Genomic DNA, 22933 nt, shown 5'->3' with positions numbered 1-22933 from the left:
ACATGAAAACGATTGACCAGTTAAACTTTAAGGATAAAAAGGCATTAATAAGAGTAGATTTTAACGTGCCTTTAGATGCTGATTTTAAAATTACGGATGATAAGAGAATGCGTGCTGCATTACCAACCATAAAAAAAATATTAAAAGATGGTGGTTCGGTAATTTTAATGTCGCATTTAGGTCGCCCAAAAGATGGCCCTACTGATAAATATTCTTTAAAGCACATACTTGGAGATTTATCAAAAATGCTTAACCTCGATGTTAAATTCGCTGATGATTGTATTGGTGATAGCGCGGTAAATCAAGCATCTAATTTAGCACCAGGCGAAGTTTTGTTATTAGAAAATCTTCGTTTTTATAAAGAAGAAGAAAAGGGTGATGTGGCTTTTGCCGAAAAGTTATCAAAACTTGGCGATGTTTACGTAAATGATGCGTTTGGTACGGCACATCGTGCTCATGCATCTACATCAGTTATTGCACAATTTTTTCCCAATAATAAATACTTTGGCTATTTAATGGCTGGAGAAATTGCAAATGCCGAAAAAATTCTAAACCATGCAGAAAGACCTTTTACTGCGATTATGGGTGGCGCTAAAGTATCTGATAAAATTTTATTGATAGAAAAATTGTTGGATAAAGTAGATAACATCATTATTGGTGGTGGTATGGCTTACACTTTTGCTAAGGCGCAAGGCGGAGAAATTGGCACTTCATTGTTAGAGGCTGATAAACAAGCACTTTCATTAGAATTGATTGCGAAAGCTAAAGCGAAAGGCGTGAAATTAATTCTTCCTGTCGATACAGTAATCGCTGATAAATTTGCCAATGATGCGAATAAAAAAGATGTAGATTCTGGGCATATTCCTGCCGATTGGATGGGGTTGGATATTGGACCAAAATCAATCGCACTTTTTCAAGAAGTTATTAAAAATTCTAAAACGTTATTGTGGAATGGTCCAATGGGAGTTTTCGAAATGGAAAGTTTTGAAATTGGCACAAAAGCAATTGCAAAAGCAGTTGTGGTTGCAACTTTAGATAATGGTGCATTTTCGTTAATTGGCGGTGGCGATTCAGCTGCGGCAATTGCTAAATTCGGTTACGAAGACGAAGTAAGTTACGTATCAACAGGCGGCGGTGCTTTATTGGAGTATATGGAAGGTAAAGAATTGCCAGGTGTTAAGGCAATTAACGATTAAATGAATCCTTGAGAGCCGTCATCGGATGAATCCTAGCAGGCTTTGCAAGATTCATCCGATGACTTCAATGATTAATCTATTGATTAGTTCTCGGCTACCAGCAATCGAATAAATCCTAGCATACTTTAAAAAACATTTTTTTGAATAATCGCTTTGCTTTCTTGCACAAATTCGTCCTTGTTCATTCGTGTAAGGTCAAAAAATAATTTTTGATTACACAACGAACCATTTCTCAGCCCAGCATAATCTAAATAAGAAGAAAATTTCCAACTTTCTAAGTTGCTTACTAATTTTGCTTTAAGCGGGTTTTGATGAATGTAATGTGCGCAAATTGAAACATAATTAATTGTTGTATTATAGCTTTTATCAATTAGCTCTTTTATAAATGGTGTAGCAGCGAGAAGAGAACAACGGGAAAATAATTTTTGGAATGCCTTCAATTCATTTTCGGAGGAACTGGTAGTGGCGAAAGCAATTATCAAAAATTAGCGCAAAGGCAAGCAAAAATAGCGGAATATAATTCATCAAGACAAAATGAAGCTTATAAGAAAAGTATTGGCGATAATTATGGAACAAATGACAATCAGGGGGGGAGACGGATTGTTACCATAATCAATTAAATAATCGAATGATAAAATTTATAAAGAAAATAGAAGAACTACTTCCTTACGATAGAAAACAATATATATCACGTAAAAAATGGTATGGGGTTTCATTTCAATTACCTGGCGTTTTTGAAGGAAAAGATATTGGTTTAGGCGTGTATTTACAAAATTATGAAGAGTGGTTTAGGAGTATTATCTCTGGTCTTGATAATGGTTTACCTTGGATTATAAATCACGATTTTATAGATGAAGATTGGTTTCCTAATAATGAGAATAATTTAACAACTTTACGAACGCTATTTAAAAATAAAAGCATTCCAAATACATTCAAAGGCGGTATAATTCTTACTAAAGATGAAATGTTAGAAGTTGCCAGGGATTTAATTTCATACCCCTACGCTGTATTTGATAAAAAAGAACTATTGTATAATAATTTAGACATTTCACATGGTGAAGTGCAATTTGTAATAAAAATATCGGCGCATTTGAATATTGACTTCTTAAGTACAGATAAAGATCTTTTAAGAAAAGTTGTAAATACCTATTCAAATAACTTTATTTTAAAGGAATATAGAGGCACTTCATTAATCATGTGACTCATATGGAGCAGGGGCAGGGTCTTTTTCGGCGTCTTTTAGCCAAGGCTTAAATAAGCAGGGGAAAGTCACAAGTAATATAATTGGTGTTGGACCCCAACTAGCGCAAGCATGTAATTCGTTATTCTAGCGCACAGCGTCCCGCTTGTGCTCAAAAGAAAATTATAATAAGAGCCCTGCAGAGATGTTGGGCTTTTATATATTTAATGAGTTTAGGTATTAATGATCTTGGCATATTTATCAAAAGTATCTATAATTGAAACGGAACTGATTTGGGGTCTTTGGCAGGGCCTTTAAATGTTAGGCAAAATAAAGAAGGTATTGAAAATTTTTTATTTTATTCAGTTCAATTTTGATGAAGGGCAAAACAACTCATCAAATTTATAATCGAAAAATATATTATAATTATTTGTGTTGTATTTGCCTGTAAGCTTCTTATATTTGAAGCTAATGTTAGGCAAAGGTTGCCAGTTCTTGCGCAATCAATGTTATGAAGTTAAAGTTATATAAAAAAATAAATGCCTACACCCTTACCGAGATATTGGTGGTGCTGGTAATTATAGGGATATTGGTGCTTTTGGCATTGCCCAATTTAATGCCCTTAATTACCAAGGCAAAAACTACAGAGACCAAACTACAATTGGAGCATCTGGCTAAGTTGGAGCAGTCGTACTTTTTCGAACATTCTAAATACAGCAATAACTTTAACGAGGTTGGTTTTATTCAAGAAACCTTGACAACCGACGGAAAGGTTGGCAACGCAAATTACAAGATCCAGATAATTTCGGCAACTAATACTAGTTTTTTAGCTGAGGCAGCAACCGTTGCAGACTTTGATGGAGATGGCACCTATAACTTTTGGCAGATAAGTCATCGGATGAATATAGACTTTTTGCTTGTTTCTTCCGATGATTAATTCACGACTAATGGTCATCGTATGAGCCCTAACAGGCTTGATAGTATATATCCGATGACTTTGAACGAAGCAACTTAGTATGTTTCATTTCTATTAAGTCATCGGATGAATCCTAGCACATTTTACAGTATTAAACCGATGACTATTTCACGATCCTTCGGTTCAAATTCCCTGAACTTTTTAGTGCCCAAAACACTAACACAGGTTGAAACAGCAATCTTGCAAATCTTCTAGAATCTGTATTTAACCCAAAAGCACTAATTTTATTTTGATACTGTGCAATATTACCCGGGAAAACTGCAATAAATAAACCCGCTGCAATAAGTCCGACTGGCTTTTCATACTTCTTGGGTGCTAAAAGTAAAGCAGTACCCATTGCAATTTCTACTAATCCCGATAATAAAACCGTGTCATCTTTAGTTAAAGGAACCCAATTTGGAACCTGCGCCTGAAACTCTTTTCGCAGAAAAGTTAAGTGACCTATCCCAGCCAAAACTAAACCTGCAGCCAGTAAAAATTTGGCTCCTTTTTCTATATTTTCCTTTTTCATTACTTACGAATTAATGCAATATCTATTCATTAACAAACCGAATGGATAAAAGTTATAAATGCGCTTTTTTAAAACTTTTGTGAGTAAAATTTTGATGAAATGAGTAAATAATGTCCTTAACTTTGCTTTTAAAAATAATATTTAGCGTAAATCTTGTCTTTTTTTAATTGCGACATTACAATTGATAACTTGCTTTTTATCAGGTGTTAGGGCACTTTATTAGCAAGTTATTGATTTAATATTTTTTTCTTTTACAACCAAAGTGGGAGAAAATAGATGTGGAAAACTTTTTTGTGGTAAAAAGTGGTAAAAAGTGGTAGAACTCTTTACTTTTACACTAGCTAAAAAGTGTAAATACCACTATGACCCAACTTTTAGGAGAATTCGATTGTAAACTTGATGCAAAAGGCCGTTTAATGGTTCCTTCTGCACTTAAGAAACAATTGCCTAATGCCGAGGAAGAAGGGTTAATCGTTAATCGCGGTTTCGAAAAAAACTTAATCATTTACCCAAAATCTGTTTGGGATGCTATTCTTCTCGATTTAAGTAAACTTAACGTGTACGAAAAAGAAAATAGAGAATTCATTAGAGCTTTTACGCGCGGTGCTACAATTCTTTCTTTGGATGCTGCCGGCCGTGTGCTTTTGCCAAAGTCTTTAGTAGATTATGCAGGCATCGGTAGCGATTTGGTTTTGGCTTGTCAGTTGGATAGGATTGAGTTGTGGGATAAAAAGGCCTATGAAGATAGTTTTGATAATGTGCCCGAAAACTTTGCAAACCTTGCTCAAAAAGTAATGGGCGGTAAGAAGGGAGGAACTGATGGAGAATAATTATCACGTACCCGTAATGCTTCAGCCTTGTATTGAGGGTTTAAATATTAAAGCAGATGGCGTTTATGTAGATGTTACTTTCGGTGGCGGTGGCCATTCTAAAGAAATATTAAAACATCTTGGTCCAAAAGGAAAGTTAATTGCTTTCGATCAGGATCCTGATGCGCAGAAAAATATCCCTGCTGATGACCGTGTTGTTTTTATTGATCAAAACTTTGGATTTTTAAAAAATAATCTTCGCTTAAATGGCGTTAGAGAGGTTGATGGAATTCTTGCCGATCTTGGCGTGTCGTCTCATCAATTTGATGTACCTGAGCGTGGCTTTTCTATTCGTTACAACGGCGATTTAGATATGCGCATGGATCAGCATGGTGAGGTAACAGCTGCACAAGTTTTAAATACCTATTCTGGAAATCAACTACATAAAATTTTTGGCATTTATGGTGAGGTTAAAAACGCAAAATCTTTGGCGCGTGCCATCGTAACCGCACGCTTGGATACGCCATTTACGGATATTGATAGTTTAAAATCTGCAATCGCATCCTATATCCCGAAAGGAAAAGAAAACAAATATTTAGCCCAAGTTTTTCAAGCATTACGTATCGAAGTAAACGCAGAAATCCAATCGCTTAATAATATGCTGATACAAGCTGCCGAGGTTTTAAAACCGGGTGGTCGTTTGGTTGTAATGTCTTATCATTCGTTAGAAGATAGGCCGGTTAAAAACTTCATGGCGAAAGGGAAATTTCAAGGTGAGGTAGAAAAAGATTTTTATGGCAACCAGCAAAAGCCTTTTAATGCAATTACCCGCAAAGCAATTGTGGCTACTGATGAAGAAATTGCACAAAATAACAGAGCTCGCAGTGCGAAATTAAGAATTGCTGAGAAAATATGAACAGGTTTAGAGAAGATACGGACGAAGAGGAAGTTGGACCTGAGCCAGTTTTAAAGCCTGCGCAAAAAAAAGCGATACCTAAAGAAGAAAAATTACAAACTCCTTCATTTTTAAGTAAGTTTTTTCACGATGGCATTATTACAAAGGAAGCTGCTACAGATGCGTTGCCTTTTTTGTGCTTCTTGGCTTTTTTAGGTATGATTTATATCGGTAACAGCCATTTTGCAGTAAATAATATCCGCAGAATTGACAAACTTAATAAAGAAGTAAAAGAATTACGTTGGGAGTATAAATCCTTAAAAGCCGACCTTATGTTTAAAAGTAAATTAACTGAGGTTGCTAAAAAGGTAGATACACTGGGTATAAAAGAATTAATTGAACCACCAAAAAAAATAGTTGTTAAAAGCAATGAATATTAGAGCTAACATCCTGCTTCGAGTATACCTGGCATTTGGCTTAATTGTGCTATTTGCTTTAGCGGTATTTTTAAGGCTTGGCCAAGTACAGTATGTACAAGGTCATAAGTGGAAAGCTATGGCCGATAGTCTTTCTACTAAATACATGAAGGTAGAAGCTACACGTGGAAATATTTATTCTAACGATGGTAGCTTATTGGCTACATCTGTACCAGAATATGAATTGAGGATGGATATGTATGCTGGTGGTATTCAGAATAAAGATGTATTTAACGAAAAAGTAGATTCTTTAGGAATGAAGCTGGCAGAATTTTTTAAAGATAAAACCGCTAAAGAATATTCGCGTTATTTGCGGGTTGCGCGTCAAGATAGTGCGCGTTACGTTTTAATTCATAGAAAAGTAACCTATTCTGATTTAAAAGTGATCAGAACTTTTCCGCTTTATAACATTGGTAAATTTACAGGTGGTTTAATTGCTGTGCAACAAAACAAGCGCATTCTTCCATTTAAAGCATTGGCAGCGAGAACAATTGGGTATAAAAACGAAAATGTATCAAATGGCGTTGGTTTAGAAGGCGCTTACAATCAATATATTAATGGCGAAACGGGCCGTAGGTTAATGCAACGCATTGCTGGAGGTGTTTATGTGCCTGTTAACGATGAAGAAGAAGTTGCACCGAAAGATGGAGCTGATATTATTTCTACTATCGACATTAACATGCAAGATTTGGCTCAAAGTGCTTTAGAAAAACAACTTATAAAAAGCAAAGCTGATCACGGTACTGTAATTCTTATGGAAGTGGCAACTGGCGAAATTAGAGCAGTTGCAAATTTCTCGAAAGTGGAAGAAGGGGTTTATAAAGAGAAGTTTAATTATGCCATTGCCGGTAATCAGGATCCTGGATCAACCTTTAAGTTGGCTTCTTACATGGCTTTATTAGAAGATAAATTGGTAGATACCAATACTTTGGTGGCTACGGGAACTTATCAAATTCCTGGTCATTTAATTAAAGATTCTCATGGTAGCATCGGAGTCGTTACGGTTAAAAGAGCTTTCGAAGAATCATCAAATGCAGCCATTTCTTATTTAATTAACTCAAAATATAAAGATAATCCTTCAAAATTTACAGATCACCTATACGATTGGCACTTAAACGAGAAGGTAGGTTTGCAAATTCCGGGTGAAGCGCAGCCTGTTGTTAAAAATCCAAAAAACAAAAGCTGGAACAAAAATATGACTTTGCCACAAATGGCTTACGGATATGAAATGCAACTTACGCCATTAAAAATGTTGTCGTTTTATAATGCTGTGGCAAATAATGGTAAATATGTTGCGCCAATTTTTGTAAAAGAAATTAGAAGATTGGGCAACCCGATAGAGCAGTTTAAGGCTAGAGTTGTAAATGAAAAAATTTGCTCGGATGTAACGTTGAGTAAAATTAAGAAAATGCTCGAAGGTGTGGTTTTAGAAGGTAGCGGAAAAAATATAGTGTATAATCCATTATACAAAATAGCGGGTAAAACAGGTACTGCGCAAGTTGCCGATGAGAATAAAGGGTACAAAGCAAATAAGCAATATCAAGCTTCATTTGTAGGTTATTTTCCTGCCGATAAGCCAAAATATTCCCTAATTGTAGTTATAAATGATCCAAAGGGATCTTATTATGGTGCTTTGGTCTCAGGACCCGTTTTTAGAGAAATTTCTGATCGTATTTATGCTAGCGATATGCAAATGTATGATGATGTGCCAACTAGGTTAGTGGGTAACACCGGCACGCCTCCAACAAAAGCAGGACAAAGTAAAGCTACCCAAAAGGTTTATAAAGCATTTGGTTTTAAGCCATTATTTGCTTCAAAATCTGAATATTATAATATAATAGATACGAGCGCGGGCACGGTTTTTCAAGAAAATAACGAACATAAAGGCATAATGCCAAATGTAGAAGGTATGGGCTTAAAAGATGCGCTGTATTTATTAGGGAATGCAGGTTTAAAAACAAAAGTTGTAGGTATGGGTAAGGTAACCGCCCAATCTATCCCTGCAGGAAGTAAGGTTGGCAGAGGTTTAGGCGTACAAATAGAGTTAAATTAAAAAAAAGAGACCGAGATTGAGGCTAAGGCTGAGGTAGTAAAAGCGAGCAAGTCTTGATACTTGATACTTGATACTCAATACTTGATACTAAAATAAAATATGAAATTACAAGATTTACTTTACGGTGTAACGATATTAGAATTGGTTGGTAAAACCGATGTGAATGTCAATGCGCTGAATTTCGATTCTCGTAAAGTAGATAAAAATGATGTTTTCTTTGCTGTAGTGGGTACACAAGCAGATGGACATGAATATATTACGCAAACTATAAATCAGGGTGCAACCGTAATCATTTGCGAAACCGTTCCTGAAAATAAAGTAGAAAACGTTACCTATATTAAAGTACAAAATACTGGTGTCGCACTTGGTGTTATGGCCAGCAATTTCTTCGATAATCCATCAGCAAAGTTAAAATTAGTTGGTATTACTGGTACGAACGGGAAAACGACGATTGCCACTATTCTGTTCAAATTATTTAAGGCTTTAGGTTATAAAACGGGCTTGCTCTCCACTGTAGAAAACTTTATAAATGATGTTGTGGTTTCTGCAACGCATACTACGCCAAATCCAATCGCATTAAACTCACTCTTGCATGATATGGTACTTGCTGGTTGCGATTATTGTTTCATCGAAGTAAGTTCTCATGCCGTTGTACAACATCGTATAGAAGGGCTGACTTTTGCAGGAGCTGTGTTCTCAAACCTTAGTCATGATCATTTAGACTTTCACAAAACTTTTGATGAATATTTGAAAGCCAAAAAAGCGTTTTTCGATGGATTGCCAAAATCTGCTTTCGCATTAACCAATATCGATGATAAAACCGGAATGGTGATGTTACAAAACACCAAGGCCTATAAAAAAACCTATGCGCTTAAGCAATTGGCAGATTTCAAAGCTAAAATAATCGAAAATCAATTTAGTGGCTTGCACTTAGATATCGATAATGAAGATGTTTTTTTTAAGTTGGTAGGTTCATTTAATGCCTATAATTTGTTGGCAGTTTACGGAACAGCAATGTTATTAGCGCAAGATAAATTGCGCGTTTTAACAGAATTAAGTATGCTTACGGGTGCCGAAGGTCGGTTTGATTATGTGATATCGCCAAATAATATTATCGGTATTGTAGATTATGCACACACGCCTGATGCTGTACAAAATGTATTGAGCACCATTCAAAATATTAGAAAAGGAACCGAGCAAGTAATAACCATTATCGGTTGTGGTGGCGATAGAGATAAAACCAAACGCCCAATTATGGCACAAGTGGCTTGCGATTGGAGCGATAAAGTGATTTTAACTTCCGATAATCCGCGTACGGAAAATCCTCAAACTATTTTAACCGAAATGGAAGTTGGCGTTTCACCTACTAATCAACGCAAAACATTATCCATTTTGAATAGACGGGAAGCGATAAAAACAGCCTGCCATTTAGCGCAAAGTGGCGACATTATTTTAATTGCCGGAAAAGGGCACGAAAAATATCAAGAAATTAATGGCATTAGAACCCATTTTGATGATAAAGAAATATTATTTGAACAATTTAATCTTCAACGCTAATGTTATATTTATTATTCGAATACCTACATAAGCATTACGATATTCCTGGATTAAGGTTGTTTCAATACATAACCTTTCGGGCTTCTATATCCATTATTCTTTCTTTGGTTATTACAACCGTTTACGGACGAAGAATTATCGATTACCTGCATTCAAAACAAGTTGGAGAAACGGTTAGGAATTTAGGTTTAGAAGGGCAGATGCAAAAGCAGGGTACGCCAACAATGGGCGGTATTATGATTTTGCTGGGTATTTTAATTCCAACTATACTATTTGCAAACATTACCAATATATACGTTATTTTAATGATTGTAACTACCATTTGGATGGGTGCAATTGGCTTTTTAGATGATTACATAAAAGTATTTAGAAAAAACAAGGAAGGCTTAGCCGGGAAATTCAAAGTGGTTGGTCAGGTTGGGTTAGGCTTAATAATTGGATACACGATGTTGTTTAATCCAAATATTGTGGTTAGAGAAACTGTAGAAGAAACAGCTAAATCAACTTCTACGGCACCAATGGTATTGCGCCAAAAGGGAGAAACGTTTTACTATACTCAAGATGTAAAATCGACTAAAACCAACATGCCTTTTTACAAAAATAACGAATTCGATTACGCTAAAGTACTCAAGTTTTTAGGCGAAGATTATGAGAAGTATGCATTCTTAGTTTTTATGGCATTTACGGTGTTCATCGTAACTGCGGTATCAAATGGCGCAAACTTAACCGATGGAATTGATGGACTGGCAACAGGAACATCGGCCATTATTGGTACCACGCTAGGTATTTTGGCTTATGTATCTGGTAATACGGTCATAGCCGATTACCTAAACATTATGTACATACCCAATTCTGGGGAGCTCATGATTTTTGCTGGCGCTTTTGTGGGTGCATGCGTAGGGTTTTTGTGGTATAATTCTTATCCAGCGCAAGTTTTTATGGGCGATACCGGAAGTTTGGCAATTGGTGGCATCATCGCGGCCTTCGCAATTATGATCCGTAAGGAATTGCTTATTCCGATACTATGTGGCGTGTTTTTAATCGAATTGGTGTCTGTAATCCTGCAGGTATCCTACTTTAAATATTCCAAGCGAAAATACGGTGAAGGTAGGCGGGTATTTTTAATGTCGCCATTGCACCACCATTATCAAAAGAAGGGTTTCCACGAAGCAAAAATTGTAACTCGTTTCTGGATTATTGGAATTATGCTTGCCATTTTAACCATTGTAACCTTGAAATTAAGATAAGTAAAAAGTAAAAAGTTGAAAGTAAAAAGTATAAAGTCGAAATAATAATCAACAACGATAAACGAACAACAAAAATGAATACAAATCAAAATACAGCAAACTCAACTCAATCAGAAATGGTAGGGAAAAGCCGTGTTGTAATTTTGGGCGCTGGCGAAAGTGGTGTTGGCGCGGCTAAGTTGGCCCAATTAAAGGGATTCGATGTTTTTGTGTCTGATTTTGGCGTTATAACTGATAAATACAAGAAAGCGTTAGAAAGTCTTTCCATTCCATTCGAATCAGAAAAACATACTGACGATTTAATTTTAAATGCGACTGAAGTAATTAAAAGTCCGGGCATACCTGCAAATGCTCCAATTATTAAAAAAATTGTCGAAAAAGGTATTTCGGTAATATCCGAAATTGAGTTTGCAAAGCGTTACACCAATGCAAAAACCATTTGTATTACGGGTTCTAACGGCAAAACAACCACGAGTTTACTTACCTACCATATTTTAAAAAATGCAGGTGTAAATGTTGGCTTGGCTGGCAACATCGGCAAAAGCTTCGCTGCACAAGTAGCAACCGAAAGTTTTGAATGGTATGTTTTAGAAATTTCGAGTTTTATGCTGGATGAGATGTTTCAGTTTAAGGCAGATATTGCGGTTCTATTAAACATTACCCCCGATCATTTAGATCGTTACGAATACAAATTAGAAAAATACGCCGCCTCGAAAATGCGCATTATTCAAAACCAGAATGCGGACGATGTTTTTATTTATTGCGCCGATGATGATGAGACTTTAAAGGCATTAAAAAATATTAAACCATTAGCTAAATCATTTCCTTTTTCAATCGAAAAGAAAATTGATCAAGGCGCTTATCTCGAACACGATACCATTCACATCCTTATTGAATCAAACAACGAACTGACCATGACAATCACCGATTTAGCCTTACAGGGCAAACACAACATTTATAATTCTATGGCTTCGGGTATTGTTGCTAAAGTTTTAGAGTTGAGAAATCCAACTATTCGAGAGAGTATGAGCGATTTCAAAAACGTTGAGCATAGATTGGAGCATGTTGCTAAAATATCTGGTATAGATTTTATTAATGATAGTAAAGCAACAAATGTAAACTCTACTTGGTATGCTTTAGAAAGCATGACGACCGATGTAGTCTTGATTATGGGTGGCGTTGATAAGGGGAATGATTACAGTATGCTTAAAGATTTGGTAAAAAGCAAAGTGAAAGCAATTGTTTGCTTAGGTAAGGACAACAAACGAATACACGATGCTTTTGAGGATGATGTAGAAATTATTGTAAATACTTTTTCTGCTGAAGAAGCCACACAAATTGCTTTTCATTTAGCAAAACGAGGAAATACAGTATTGCTTTCTCCTGCATGTGCAAGTTTTGATTTATTTAACAGCTATGAAGATCGCGGTGATCAATTCAAAGCAGCGGTAAGAGAGTTATAAAAGCGATTGTAATATGTTACAGGCACTACTCAATAAAACAAAAGGCGATAGATGGATCTGGTTGATCATCATCTTGCTTTCGCTTATATCAATAATGGCAGTTTACAGTGCAACCGGAACTTTAGCCTATAAAAAAGGCGAAGCAGTTGAAAAGTTGTTGTTAACCAAGCATGTGATTTTTGTTTTGATGGGTATTGGCATGATTTATATTGCCCATCTTTTAGATTATCGATATTACGCAGGAATTTCAAAGGTGTTAATGATTATTACGATCCCCTTATTGATTTATACACTCATTTTTGGAACAAATTTAAACGATGCATCCCGTTGGGTAAAAATTCCGGTAATTGGGTTAACTTTTCAAACATCCGATTTGGCAAAGCTTGCTTTAATTACGTTTTTGGCTAGAATGTTAACCAAAAAGCAAGAAAATATCAAGAATGTAAAAGAATCATTTTTACCAATTATGGGTTCGGTTTGTGTGGTTTTTGTTTTAATCGCTTTGGCAAATTTATCAACAGCGTTAATGTTGTTCGGGGTTAGTATTTTACTTTTAATTATTGGTAGGATTAGCATTAAGCAAATTTCTTTAGTTTGTATTGGTGGTGCGATATTGCTTACGTTGGTTGTGTTTTTGGGTCCTAGAAGGGCAACCTACGCATCGCGGATAAAATCCTTTATACATCCAGAACAACAACATTCTGATAAAACTTTTCAGGCCGATCAATCTAAAATTGCTTTAGCCACAGGTGGTTTTTTTGGCAAAGGACCTGGAAATAGTACTCAACGTAATTTTCTACCACATCCATATTCAGATTTTATTTTTGCCATCATCATCGAAGAATGGGGGACATTTGGCGGTTTAATCGTTATGATTCTGTACCTCGTACTGCTTTATCGATGTATAAAAATAGTAACCCGAGCGCCCAAGGCCTTCGGTGCTTTATTGGCTGCAGGCTTGAGTTTCAGTTTAACCATACAAGCTTTTGCAAATATGGCGGTAGCAGTTGGTTTAGGGCCGGTAACTGGTGTTCCGCTTCCTTTAGTTAGTATGGGCGGTACATCAATGATTTTTACTAGTGTTGCCTTCGGGATAATTTTAAGTGTAAGTCGCGATGTAGAAGAAAACGTAGCGGTAAAGGAAACAAACGATAAAATAAAAAATAAAATAATTGTTGGCGAAATACCAGCGATGGCTTAGATGAAAGTAACAGGTAAATCGTCATTGCGAGGAAGTATGACGAGGCAATCTACTTCAAAAGGATGTAGTAACAATAGATTGCTTCGTACCTCGCAATGACGAAAGCAAAATAATCAATAATTAACAAAAATGAACAGTAACCCAAAAATTATCATATCAGGCGGTGGCACAGGTGGGCATATTTTTCCAGCTGTGGCCATAGCCAATGCATTAAAACGCATTGTGCCTGGCTGTCAAATTTTATTTGTTGGGGCTATTGGTCGCATGGAAATGGAAAAGGTGCCAGCAGCGGGTTATAAAATTGTTGGTTTAAATATAAGCGGCATACAACGAGGGTCAATTTTAAAAAACCTGACTTTGCCATTTAAGTTAATTGGCAGTGTGCGTAAAGCAATGCAGATTATAAAAGATTTTAAGCCAGATGCTGTTGTTGGTGTTGGTGGTTATGCATCAGGACCACTTTTGTACGCAGCATCGCTAAAAGGAATTCCTTATTTAATACAGGAGCAAAACTCCTACGCAGGCATAACGAACAAATGGTTAGGCAAAAAAGCATCGAAAATATGTGTTGCTTTTGATGATATGGATCAATTTTTTCCTGCTGATAAAATTTTGAAAACTGGTAATCCCGTTAGAAAAGATGTTGTTGATGTTAAAGGGAAGAATTTTTTTGGAGCTGAACTTTTAAAGTTAGATCCTCAAAAGAAAACAATTTTAGTAACTGGAGGAAGTTTGGGTGCCGGAACCTTAAATAAAAGTATAGAAAAGCATTTGTCAGAAATAATTGCCGAAGATGTACAATTGATTTGGCAAACAGGCAAGTTTTATTATAACGGAATTATAGAACGGTTGGGTGTTAACTACCATCCGAATGTTAGGATTTTAGAGTTTTTAAATAAAATGGAGTTGGCCTATGCTGCTGCCGATGTAATTATAAGTAGGGCGGGAGCAGGTACAATAGCCGAACTTTGCTTAATTAAAAAACCAGTTATTTTGGTTCCTTCGCCCAACGTTGCCGAAGATCATCAAACAAAAAATGCAATGGCTTTGGTAAAAAACAATGCGGCTATTTTAATAAATGATCGCGCTGCCGAAGATACATTGGTTGCGGAAGCGTTAAAGCTTTTAAAGGATAAGAATGCAATAGATAAATTAGCTGCAAACATTGGTGAAATGGCTTTGCCAAATGCCGATGAAATTATTGCTAAGGAAGTGTTAAAATTGATTAAATAAGATGTGAGAAACTAGATATGAGATTTGAGTTTGGGGCAGTTTGCCTAACATCTCACATCTCACATCTCAAACCTAAAAAAATGGAACTAAGTAAAATTAACAATGTGTATTTCGTGGGTATCGGTGGTATCGGGATGAGTGCGCTTGCTCGTTATTTTGCTAAAAGGGGATGTGCGGTTTCTGGTTACGATAAAACTAAAACCAAGCTTACAGAGAACCTCGAAAGGGAAGGAATATCAATTTCTTATACAGATGATTTGGAAACCTTGCCAACAAAATTTGCTACCAAAAGTGACGATGCGTTGGTTGTTTATACACCCGCAATTCCTAAAAGTTCGGTTATTTTAAATTACTTTATTGATAATGGTTTTAGTCTTAAAAAGCGGTCTGAAGTTTTAGGTATTATCAGTAAAGGTATGTTCTGTATCGCTGTTGCGGGTACACATGGCAAAACTACCACTTCATCAATTGTTGCACATATTTTAAAAGATACAGGTTATGATTGCACTGCTTTTTTAGGTGGAATTACCACAAACTACAACAGTAATGTTCTTTTCGGTAACAATAACGTGGTTGTAGTGGAGGCCGATGAATACGATCGTTCTTTCTTAACGCTCCACCCAGATATTGCTGTGATTACATCTATGGATGCAGATCATTTGGATATTTACGGAGATAAAAGCCACTTAGAAGATTCTTTTCATCTCTTCGCCAGTCAGTTAAAAAGCGGAGGCAAAATTTATAATCACGAAGGTTTACCAATAAAAGGAACCACCTATGCTGCAAGCACTACGGCCGATGCAAAAGCAGAGAATATAAGAGTAGAAGGTTCGAAGTTTGTATTTGATTATAAGGATGCAACCTCTAATATTAAGAATATCAGCTTGATGTTGCCCGGTAAGCATAATGTTGAGAATACCACAGTTGCCATTGCCATCGCCTTGCAATTAGGTATTGATGCAGAAAAAGTGAAGCAAGCAGTTGCAAATTTTAAGGGCGTAAAACGGAGATTTGAGTACATCGTTAATAACGATAAGCAAATTTATATAGATGATTATGCACATCATCCTGAAGAATTACGTGCATGTTTTGATGCGGTAAAGCAACTGTATCCAACTAAAAAATTAACAGTTGTATTTCAACCTCATTTATTTACAAGAACAAGAGATTTTGCAACTGAATTTGCGAAAGTATTATCAACGGTTGATGACTTGATGTTGTTGGATATTTACCCGGCGAGAGAGTTACCAATTGAAGGTATAGATTCGCCTTACTTGTTAAGTAAAATGACATCAATAAATAAAAATGTTTATACAAAGCACCAAGTAATTGAACACATTAAAAGCAACAAACCCGAACTTATTTTAACGGTTGGTGCTGGCGATATAGATACATTAATCGAACCTATAAAAAATACATTAACAAATGCTTAAACGAATAAACTGGGGCGCAATTTTTACGAGTTTTGCTTGGCTAACTAGTCTTGCAGGCGTGGTTGTGCTTTTAAGTTTCATCAACGTTAAAAAGCAAACGGTTAAATGTACCAACGTGAAAATTATAATTCCGGGGGCAAATAATTTTATTGAGCGTGAAGAGGTTGATGCGATTTTGAAGCAGGATCAAGGCGTTTTAATTGGCCGAAACTTGGAGAAAATTAATATCCATCAAATTGAAAAAAAGCTACAATCAAACCCATATATCGGTTTTGCAAAAGTTTACGTGGATATGGATGGCGTGATGAAAATCGAAATTAAACAGCGACAACCAATTTTGAGAATTATTAATTCATCTGGTCAGGATTTTTATATTGATAGTGATGGTTTGAAAATGCCGATTTCGCCAAACTTTACGGCAAATGTATTGGTTGCAACGGGTAATATTACCGAAGTGTTTGGTAAGGTAATAGATACCTTGCATACGCAAATGGCTAAAGATTTATACAAAACTGCCCAATACATTTCGAGAGATACATTATGGGATAACCAAATTGTGCAGATTGCAGTAGATAACAAAAACGAAATGGAGCTGATTCCTAGAGTTGGTGACGAAAAGATTTTATTGGGCACTGTAGATTCTTTGGATGTAAAAATGAGAAATCTTCGAGTTTTTTATAAAAAAGTAATGCCTCAAGTAATCGCCAAAACATATAAAACCATTAACATTAAATATGTAAACCAAATTGTTTGCGAAAGAAATAAGGTGGATTCTGTTACGGTGAAGAAAAAAGTGAAAATTTTAACCGCTGCAGATAGTTTGGCTGTGCATACAAAAGTTGCCGATTCTTTAGTTAAAGACGTAATTGGTAAAGCCATTTCTGCCGAAAAAAATAAAGATGCGCAGCCGAAAGCAGTCGTGGTTAAAGAAAAACCAAAGGTAACTAAACCTAAAACTGAAGTGATTCAGAAAAAGCCGGTTACCGAGAAAAATAAATAATTAAAAAATATCCTTCGGGAAATAAAAATATAACTCAACAAAATTAACAATTATGGACAAGGCAAAATCTACCAGTCAATCTCAAATTGTAGTCGGTCTAGATATCGGTACCACCAAAATCTGCGTAATCGTTGGTCGTAGAACGCAGCACGGCAAAATAGAAGTTTTAGGTATTGGCAAGGCCGAATCTGCTGGTGTAACCCGTGGTGTAGTTACCAATATCCAAAAAACTGTTCAAGGCATTGCTCAGGCTGTAGAAATAGCTAGTGGCCAATCCAACGTAGAAATACAAGTGGTAAACGTGGGCATTGCTGGGCAACATATTAAGAGCCTGCAACACCGTGGTATTTTAACGCGCCGAGAATTAAATAACGAGATTGGTAAAAAAGATATCGATAAATTGATAGACGATATGTTTAAACTGGTTATGCCTCCCGGTGAGGAAATTATCCATGTTTTGCCACAAGAATTTACCATTGATAATGAACCAGGTATAAAAGATCCTATCGGGATGGCTGGCGTACGTTTGGAGGCAAACTTCCACATTATCTCTGGTCAGGTAACTGCTGTTAAAAACATTATGAAATGTATTAATAATGCAGGCTTACAAACGCAAGACTTAATCCTTGAGCCTTTGGCTTCTTCAGAATCTGTGTTGAGTATAGAAGAAAAAGAAGCGGGTATTGCTTTGGTTGATATTGGTGGTGGTACTACAGATATTGCCATTTTTCACGAAGGTATTATTCGCCATACAGCAGTAATCCCTTTTGGTGGAAATAGCGTAACAGAAGATATTAGAGAAGGATGCTCGGTAATGCGCAATCAAGCCGAATTGTTAAAAACTCGTTTCGGTTCTGCCCTGGCCGAAGAGAATAAAGAAAATGAAATTATTTGTGTGCCAGGCTTACGTGGTAGAGAGCCTAAAGAAATATCGGTTAAAAACCTTGCGTACGTAATCCAAGCACGTATGGAAGAAATTATCGAGCATGTTTATTACGAGATTAAAGCCTCTGGATATGAGAAAAAATTGATTGGCGGCATTGTTATAACTGGTGGTGGCGCTTTACTAAAGCATTTAAGTCAGGCGGTTGAGTACGTAACTGGGTTAGATTGTCGTATTGGTTATCCAAACGAACATTTATCAAAGTATGAAGATATGCCAAAGGCGATTTACGATGATTTGAAAAGCCCAATGTATGCTACGAGTGTCGGTTTATTGATTAAGGGAATCCAAAAAGCGGAAGAGTTAATGGAAGAAATAAAAACTGGCTCTACCATAGTTGATAAAGGAAAAGTAATTAAAACGCCAACAAAAACAGGTTCAGGATTATTTGATAAGCTTTTAAAGAAAGCAACCACATTTATGCAAGATGATATGAATGTGAGCGACGAAGATTATTTAAAAAGCTAATTATTTTTCAACAATTAAAGACTTTTCCACATTTTAACACTTGTGGAAAACGTGTGTGGAAAAAGTGTTAATATTACATTGAGTAATGAACAGGAACGTTAAATTTTTAAATAACTGATTCATAATATTATGCAGTTCGAAATGTTAAAAGATAAGTCGTCAATCATCAAGGTAATTGGTGTTGGTGGCGGTGGCGGCAACGCAGTAAACCACATGTACCGTCAAGGAATTACAGGTGTTGATTTTATTATCTGTAATACCGATGCCCAAGCGTTGGAATTTAGTCCCATCCCAAACAAAGTACAGTTAGGCGCAAGTTTAACTGAAGGTATGGGTGCGGGCGCACAACCCGAAGTTGGTAAAAATTCGGCGATAGAAAATATCGACGATATTAAAGCCATGTTGGGCAGTACAACCAAAATGCTTTTTATAACTGCCGGCATGGGTGGTGGTACGGGTACAGGTGCTAGTCCTATTATTGCAAAAGCAGCAAAAGAATTAGGCATCTTAACCGTAGCGATCATTACTACGCCTTTTTCCTTCGAGGGTAAACGCCGTAGGTCGCAAGCCGATGAAGGGATGGAAGAACTTAAAAAATATGTCGATTCTTACTTAGTAATATCAAATGATAGACTAAGGGAAATTTTTGGGAATTTGACTTTAGGTTCGGCATTTGGTCAGGCCGACGATATTTTAACAACTGCAGCAAAAGGTATAGCAGAGATTATTACGCTTCCTGGTTACATAAACGTTGATTTTAAAGATGTAAGTACTGTAATGAAGGATAGTGGCGTAGCCATTATGGGTAGCTTCTCTGCTGAAGGTGAAAATCGAGCTTTAGAAGCTGTAGAAGGTGCACTGGCTTCTCCTTTATTAAAAGATAATGAAATTGAGGGGGCACGTTATATCCTTTTAAACATTAGTTCTGGTTTGCGCGAAGTAACGATGGATGAAGTATCCATTATAACTGATTTTATTCAAGAAAAAGCGGGTTTATCTGCCGATTTAATATGGGGTAACTGTACGGATGCTACTTTGGAAGACCGACTTTCGGTAACGATAATTGCTACAGGTTTCCAAACGAGCGAACAACGTGTAAACGAAGAAAAAAATAAGAAGAAAATTTCTCTTTTAACTCCAGATGAAGCACCGATGGTAAAACCTTTGGAGCCTGTAAATTCATTTATCGTTCCAAAAACTGAATCGACTTACGAGCCAGTTTTGAAAGCGAAAGAAGAGGTTGCACAATCTGATTTGTTTGGTGGTTTATTTAGTAAACAAGTACCTGTTGCGAAAGAAACCGATAGCGTTGTACGCCATACACTTGTAGAAGAAGAGCCTAAAGTTGAAGAGAAATTAGATACGCCATTTGATTTTGAGGTGAAAGTAGCAGAAACGGAATTTGTTTTTCAAACTCCTGCCGCCACCTTCATTCCAGAACCTGAACCAGAAATAGAAGAGCCTATTGTTGGTTTGGACGACGATAAGAGCGATGAATCAATGGAAGAGCAATTGAGGAAATCTAAAGAACGTATTTTGCGTTTAAAAGATTTGAGCATGAAATTGCGAACTACAAATGGTTTGCAAGAATTGGAAAATGAACCTGCCTATAAGCGGAAGCAATTAAATTTGCAACAAGTGCAGCACTCTTCAGAATCGCAGGTAAGTCGGTTTACGTTAAGTAACGATCAGGATGGCGGAACAGAAATTAGACCAAATAATTCGTTTTTACACGATAATGTAGATTAATTAGAAATCATATAAAATTGGAAAGCCTTAACTTAAATGTTGAGGCTTTTTTTATTTACATTTGGGCTGTTTTGTGGTAACGCAAGGTGCAAACTAATGATGTAAAAATTTGACAATCTTTAACGCATAACCCTGTTGATTTTAAACGGAATAAAAAGTAAATTTGCAATAATTTAAAAGAAATAAAACACGAATACATTGGATATATTTGATAAGATAGCAAAGCACATGGGGCCACTTGGCCAACACCACAAATGGTCTCACGGTTATTTTTCTTTTCCTAAATTGGAAGGAGAGATTGCCCCACACATGCAGTTTAAAGGAAAAGAACATTTGGTTTGGAGCTTAAATAATTATTTAGGCTTGGCAAATCACCCAGAAGTTAGAAAGGCAGATGAACAAGGTGCTGCTGAGTTTGGTATGGCTTACCCGATGGGTGCCCGCATGATGAGTGGAAACACAAAATATCATGAGCAGTTGGAGCAAGAGTTGGCCGCTTTTGTAGGCAAAGAAGATGCCTTTTTGCTAAATTACGGTTATCAAGGAATGGTTTCGATTATTGATGCTTTGGTAGATAGAAATGATGTAATTGTTTATGATGGCGAATCTCATGCTTGTATTATTGATGGCCTGCGCTTGCACATGGGCAAACGTTTTGTTTATCAACACAATGATATTGCAGGTGCAAGAAAACAATTAGAACGTGCTACTAAATTAACCAACGAATCTGGCGGTGGAATACTTCTAATTACTGAAGGCGTTTTTGGTATGAGTGGCGCTCAGGGTAAACTTAAAGAAATTGTAGATCTTAAAAAGGATTTTAACTTTCGTATTTTAGTTGATGATGCGCATGGTTTTGGTACAATGGGTAAAACGGGTGCTGGTACGCACGAGGAGCAAGATTGTATTGATGGTATTGACGTTTATTTTGGAACATTCGCAAAATCAATGGCAGGTATTGGTGCTTTTGTAGCTTCTACTGTAGAAATTACCAATTTCTTTAGATACAATATGCGTTCTCAAACATTTGCCAAATCATTGCCAATGCCAATGGTAATTGGTTTATTAAAACGCTTGGAATTGTTGAAAAGTCAACCTGAGCTAAAAGATAAGCTTTGGGAAATTGCAATGGCGTTGCAAAAAGGATTACGGGAACGTGGTTTCGATTTAGGCATTACAAATAGTGTTGTTACACCAGTTTTCTTAAAAGGAGATTTATCTGATGCCACCGCAATTACTTACGATTTAAGGGCACACTACGGTATATTCTGTTCGATTGTGATGTATCCAGTAATTCCTAAGGGATTAATCGAATTAAGGTTAATACCAACAGCAGTACATACGCTTGATGATGTACAGCGTACATTAGATGCTTTTAGCGAAGTTGCTAAAAAATTGGAATCTGGTTATTACAAAGAAAATAAGTTCGAAATAGCATAATCAATTCAAAATCATTTAACGCAAATTAGAGGATTTTTTGCTTTGTGATTAGCAATTTGTTTTCCGTAATCCCTTAACAAATGTCGAAAGAAAATTTTCCAAAAATTTAACTTTTATGTGAAGTAATCTTTTTAACATGATTAAAGGTTATAAATTAGCGCAGTAAATTAATTAATATAATATGAAAAAATTCGAAGAAGTAAAAGCACTATTAGAAGGTTTAGAAGCTGACGCTGGTAAATTTTACAACGGCGGTAACAATGCAGCAGGTACCCGCGTGCGTAAAGGAATGCAAGATTTAAAAAACCTTGCTCAGGCAATCCGTTTAGAGGTTCAAGAAGCTAAGAATAAGGATTAATTGATTAAGATATATGAATAGAAAGGGCTCTCGGACTTGTATTCGAGAGCCTTTTTTTGTTGAGCAATGTTTTTGTAAAGGGAAAATGACGCTTCCTTTTTTCCAAAAGAAGTCAAGTTTTAAAAACTTGACTTCTTTAATAGCGAAGAGCTAAAAAACTCTGCTATGTATAAGTTTAGGCTACGGGCTAAATTGTGGGCTAAACAAATTGTTTAGCTTCTTGAATGTTGTTGTCGGGTTTTTTAAAAAGAAGTCAAGTTTTTAAAACTTGACTTCTTTAATAGCGAAGAGCTAAAAACCTCTGCTATGTTTGATTTTAGGCTACGCGCTAAATTGTGCGCTAAACAAATTGTTGAGCTTCTTGAATGTTGTTGTCAGGTTTTTTCCAAAAGAAGTCAAGTTTTAAAAACTTGACTTCTTTAATAGCGAAGAGCTAAAAACCTCTGCTATGTTTGATTGTAGGCTACGCGCCAAATTGTGGGCTAAACAAATTGTTTAGCTTCTTGAATGTTGTTGTCAGGTTTTTTTCAAAAGAAGTCAAGTTTTGAAAACTTGACTTCTTTAAAAGGAGAGAGCTAAGAAACTTGTTACGCATGATTTTAGGTGATGCGCTAAATTAAGACCGTTGCAAAAGTGAGACATTATTTGTTTTTCATTTTTTTTGATTTTCTCTTCGATTTTTCGTCGTTGTTTTTAGTTTTTCATCGAAAATATTAGTGTTAAACGAGGGTTTATCCCTCATTTT

The 22933-nt window shown here is 36.2% G+C and carries 20 protein-coding genes; 19 read left to right on the top strand and 1 reads right to left on the bottom strand.

Annotated elements, in window-relative coordinates; translation table 11 throughout:
- Positions 1–2: 2 nt before the first annotated feature.
- From EZJ43_RS14690 to EZJ43_RS14680, 4 genes are all read left to right on the top strand, one after another.
- Positions 3–1196: a phosphoglycerate kinase gene (locus EZJ43_RS14690; RefSeq protein ID WP_133263475.1), complete on the top strand. Its 1194-nt coding sequence runs from the start codon at positions 3–5 to the stop codon at positions 1194–1196.
- Positions 1197–1621: 425 nt separating this feature from the next.
- On the top strand, positions 1622–1816 hold the full coding sequence (locus EZJ43_RS17235; protein ID WP_165953183.1) for a hypothetical protein: 195 nt from the start codon (positions 1622–1624) through the stop codon (positions 1814–1816).
- Positions 1817–1824: 8 nt separating this feature from the next.
- Positions 1825–2397: a hypothetical protein gene (locus EZJ43_RS14685; RefSeq protein ID WP_133263474.1), complete on the top strand. Its 573-nt coding sequence runs from the start codon at positions 1825–1827 to the stop codon at positions 2395–2397.
- A gap of 490 nt (positions 2398–2887) precedes the next feature.
- Positions 2888–3313 (top strand): type IV pilin protein, encoded by a 426-nt coding sequence (locus tag EZJ43_RS14680; protein WP_133263473.1) that lies wholly within the window; start codon positions 2888–2890, stop codon positions 3311–3313.
- Positions 3314–3455: 142 nt separating this feature from the next.
- Here the strand turns inward: EZJ43_RS14680 and EZJ43_RS14675 are convergent, their stop codons facing one another.
- Positions 3456–3863 carry a DoxX family protein gene (locus tag EZJ43_RS14675; protein WP_133263472.1) on the bottom strand — a complete coding sequence of 136 codons (408 nt, stop codon included), beginning with the start codon at positions 3861–3863 and terminating at the stop codon, positions 3456–3458.
- 362 nt (positions 3864–4225) lie between these two features.
- Between EZJ43_RS14675 and mraZ the strand changes: the two genes are divergently transcribed.
- From mraZ to EZJ43_RS14600, 15 genes are all read left to right on the top strand, one after another.
- Positions 4226–4693 (top strand): division/cell wall cluster transcriptional repressor MraZ, encoded by a 468-nt coding sequence (gene mraZ, locus EZJ43_RS14670; RefSeq protein ID WP_133263471.1) that lies wholly within the window; start codon positions 4226–4228, stop codon positions 4691–4693.
- Complete coding sequence (rsmH, locus tag EZJ43_RS14665) at positions 4683–5588, top strand: 16S rRNA (cytosine(1402)-N(4))-methyltransferase RsmH (RefSeq protein ID WP_133263470.1); 906 nt, start codon at positions 4683–4685, stop codon at positions 5586–5588. Before mraZ ends, rsmH begins: the two co-directional genes overlap by 11 nt.
- Positions 5585–6007 (top strand): FtsL-like putative cell division protein, encoded by a 423-nt coding sequence (locus EZJ43_RS14660; RefSeq protein WP_133263469.1) that lies wholly within the window; start codon positions 5585–5587, stop codon positions 6005–6007. The genes rsmH and EZJ43_RS14660 overlap by 4 nt, the downstream gene beginning before the upstream one ends.
- Positions 5997–8096 (top strand): penicillin-binding protein, encoded by a 2100-nt coding sequence (locus tag EZJ43_RS14655; protein WP_133263468.1) that lies wholly within the window; start codon positions 5997–5999, stop codon positions 8094–8096. Before EZJ43_RS14660 ends, EZJ43_RS14655 begins: the two co-directional genes overlap by 11 nt.
- A 99-nt stretch (positions 8097–8195) precedes the next feature.
- Positions 8196–9653 carry a UDP-N-acetylmuramoyl-L-alanyl-D-glutamate--2,6-diaminopimelate ligase gene (locus tag EZJ43_RS14650; RefSeq protein ID WP_133263467.1) on the top strand — a complete coding sequence of 486 codons (1458 nt, stop codon included), beginning with the start codon at positions 8196–8198 and terminating at the stop codon, positions 9651–9653.
- Positions 9653–10900, top strand: coding sequence for a phospho-N-acetylmuramoyl-pentapeptide-transferase (gene mraY / locus EZJ43_RS14645; protein ID WP_133263466.1), 1248 nt, complete (start codon positions 9653–9655; stop codon positions 10898–10900). The genes EZJ43_RS14650 and mraY overlap by 1 nt, the downstream gene beginning before the upstream one ends.
- 74 nt (positions 10901–10974) lie before the next feature.
- On the top strand, positions 10975–12363 hold the full coding sequence (gene murD, locus EZJ43_RS14640; protein WP_133263465.1) for a UDP-N-acetylmuramoyl-L-alanine--D-glutamate ligase: 1389 nt from the start codon (positions 10975–10977) through the stop codon (positions 12361–12363).
- Between the two features lie 13 nt (positions 12364–12376).
- The gene (locus tag EZJ43_RS14635) at positions 12377–13564 is read left to right on the top strand and encodes an FtsW/RodA/SpoVE family cell cycle protein (RefSeq protein ID WP_133263464.1); all 1188 of its coding nucleotides are present in this window, start codon (positions 12377–12379) and stop codon (positions 13562–13564) included.
- 129 nt (positions 13565–13693) lie between these two features.
- Positions 13694–14797 carry an undecaprenyldiphospho-muramoylpentapeptide beta-N-acetylglucosaminyltransferase gene (gene murG, locus EZJ43_RS14630; RefSeq protein WP_133263463.1) on the top strand — a complete coding sequence of 368 codons (1104 nt, stop codon included), beginning with the start codon at positions 13694–13696 and terminating at the stop codon, positions 14795–14797.
- Positions 14798–14877: 80 nt separating this feature from the next.
- Complete coding sequence (murC, locus tag EZJ43_RS14625; RefSeq protein ID WP_133263462.1) at positions 14878–16230, top strand: UDP-N-acetylmuramate--L-alanine ligase; 1353 nt, start codon at positions 14878–14880, stop codon at positions 16228–16230.
- Positions 16223–17230, top strand: a complete 1008-nt coding sequence (locus tag EZJ43_RS14620) for a cell division protein FtsQ/DivIB (protein WP_207924636.1) — start codon at positions 16223–16225, stop codon at positions 17228–17230. The genes murC and EZJ43_RS14620 overlap by 8 nt, the downstream gene beginning before the upstream one ends.
- A 52-nt stretch (positions 17231–17282) precedes the next feature.
- Complete coding sequence (gene ftsA, locus EZJ43_RS14615; protein WP_133263461.1) at positions 17283–18641, top strand: cell division protein FtsA; 1359 nt, start codon at positions 17283–17285, stop codon at positions 18639–18641.
- A gap of 129 nt (positions 18642–18770) precedes the next feature.
- Positions 18771–20390: a cell division protein FtsZ gene (gene ftsZ, locus EZJ43_RS14610; RefSeq protein ID WP_133263460.1), complete on the top strand. Its 1620-nt coding sequence runs from the start codon at positions 18771–18773 to the stop codon at positions 20388–20390.
- Positions 20391–20588: 198 nt separating this feature from the next.
- On the top strand, positions 20589–21830 hold the full coding sequence (locus EZJ43_RS14605; protein ID WP_133263459.1) for an aminotransferase class I/II-fold pyridoxal phosphate-dependent enzyme: 1242 nt from the start codon (positions 20589–20591) through the stop codon (positions 21828–21830).
- Positions 21831–22011: 181 nt separating this feature from the next.
- On the top strand, positions 22012–22188 hold the full coding sequence (locus tag EZJ43_RS14600) for a histone H1 (RefSeq protein WP_133263457.1): 177 nt from the start codon (positions 22012–22014) through the stop codon (positions 22186–22188).
- Positions 22189–22933 lie beyond the last annotated feature (745 nt).

It is taken from the genome of Pedobacter changchengzhani, assembly GCF_004354365.1.
GTDB classification, from domain to species: domain Bacteria; phylum Bacteroidota; class Bacteroidia; order Sphingobacteriales; family Sphingobacteriaceae; genus Pedobacter; species Pedobacter changchengzhani.
This window is presented reverse-complemented; position numbering and strand designations above follow the sequence as displayed.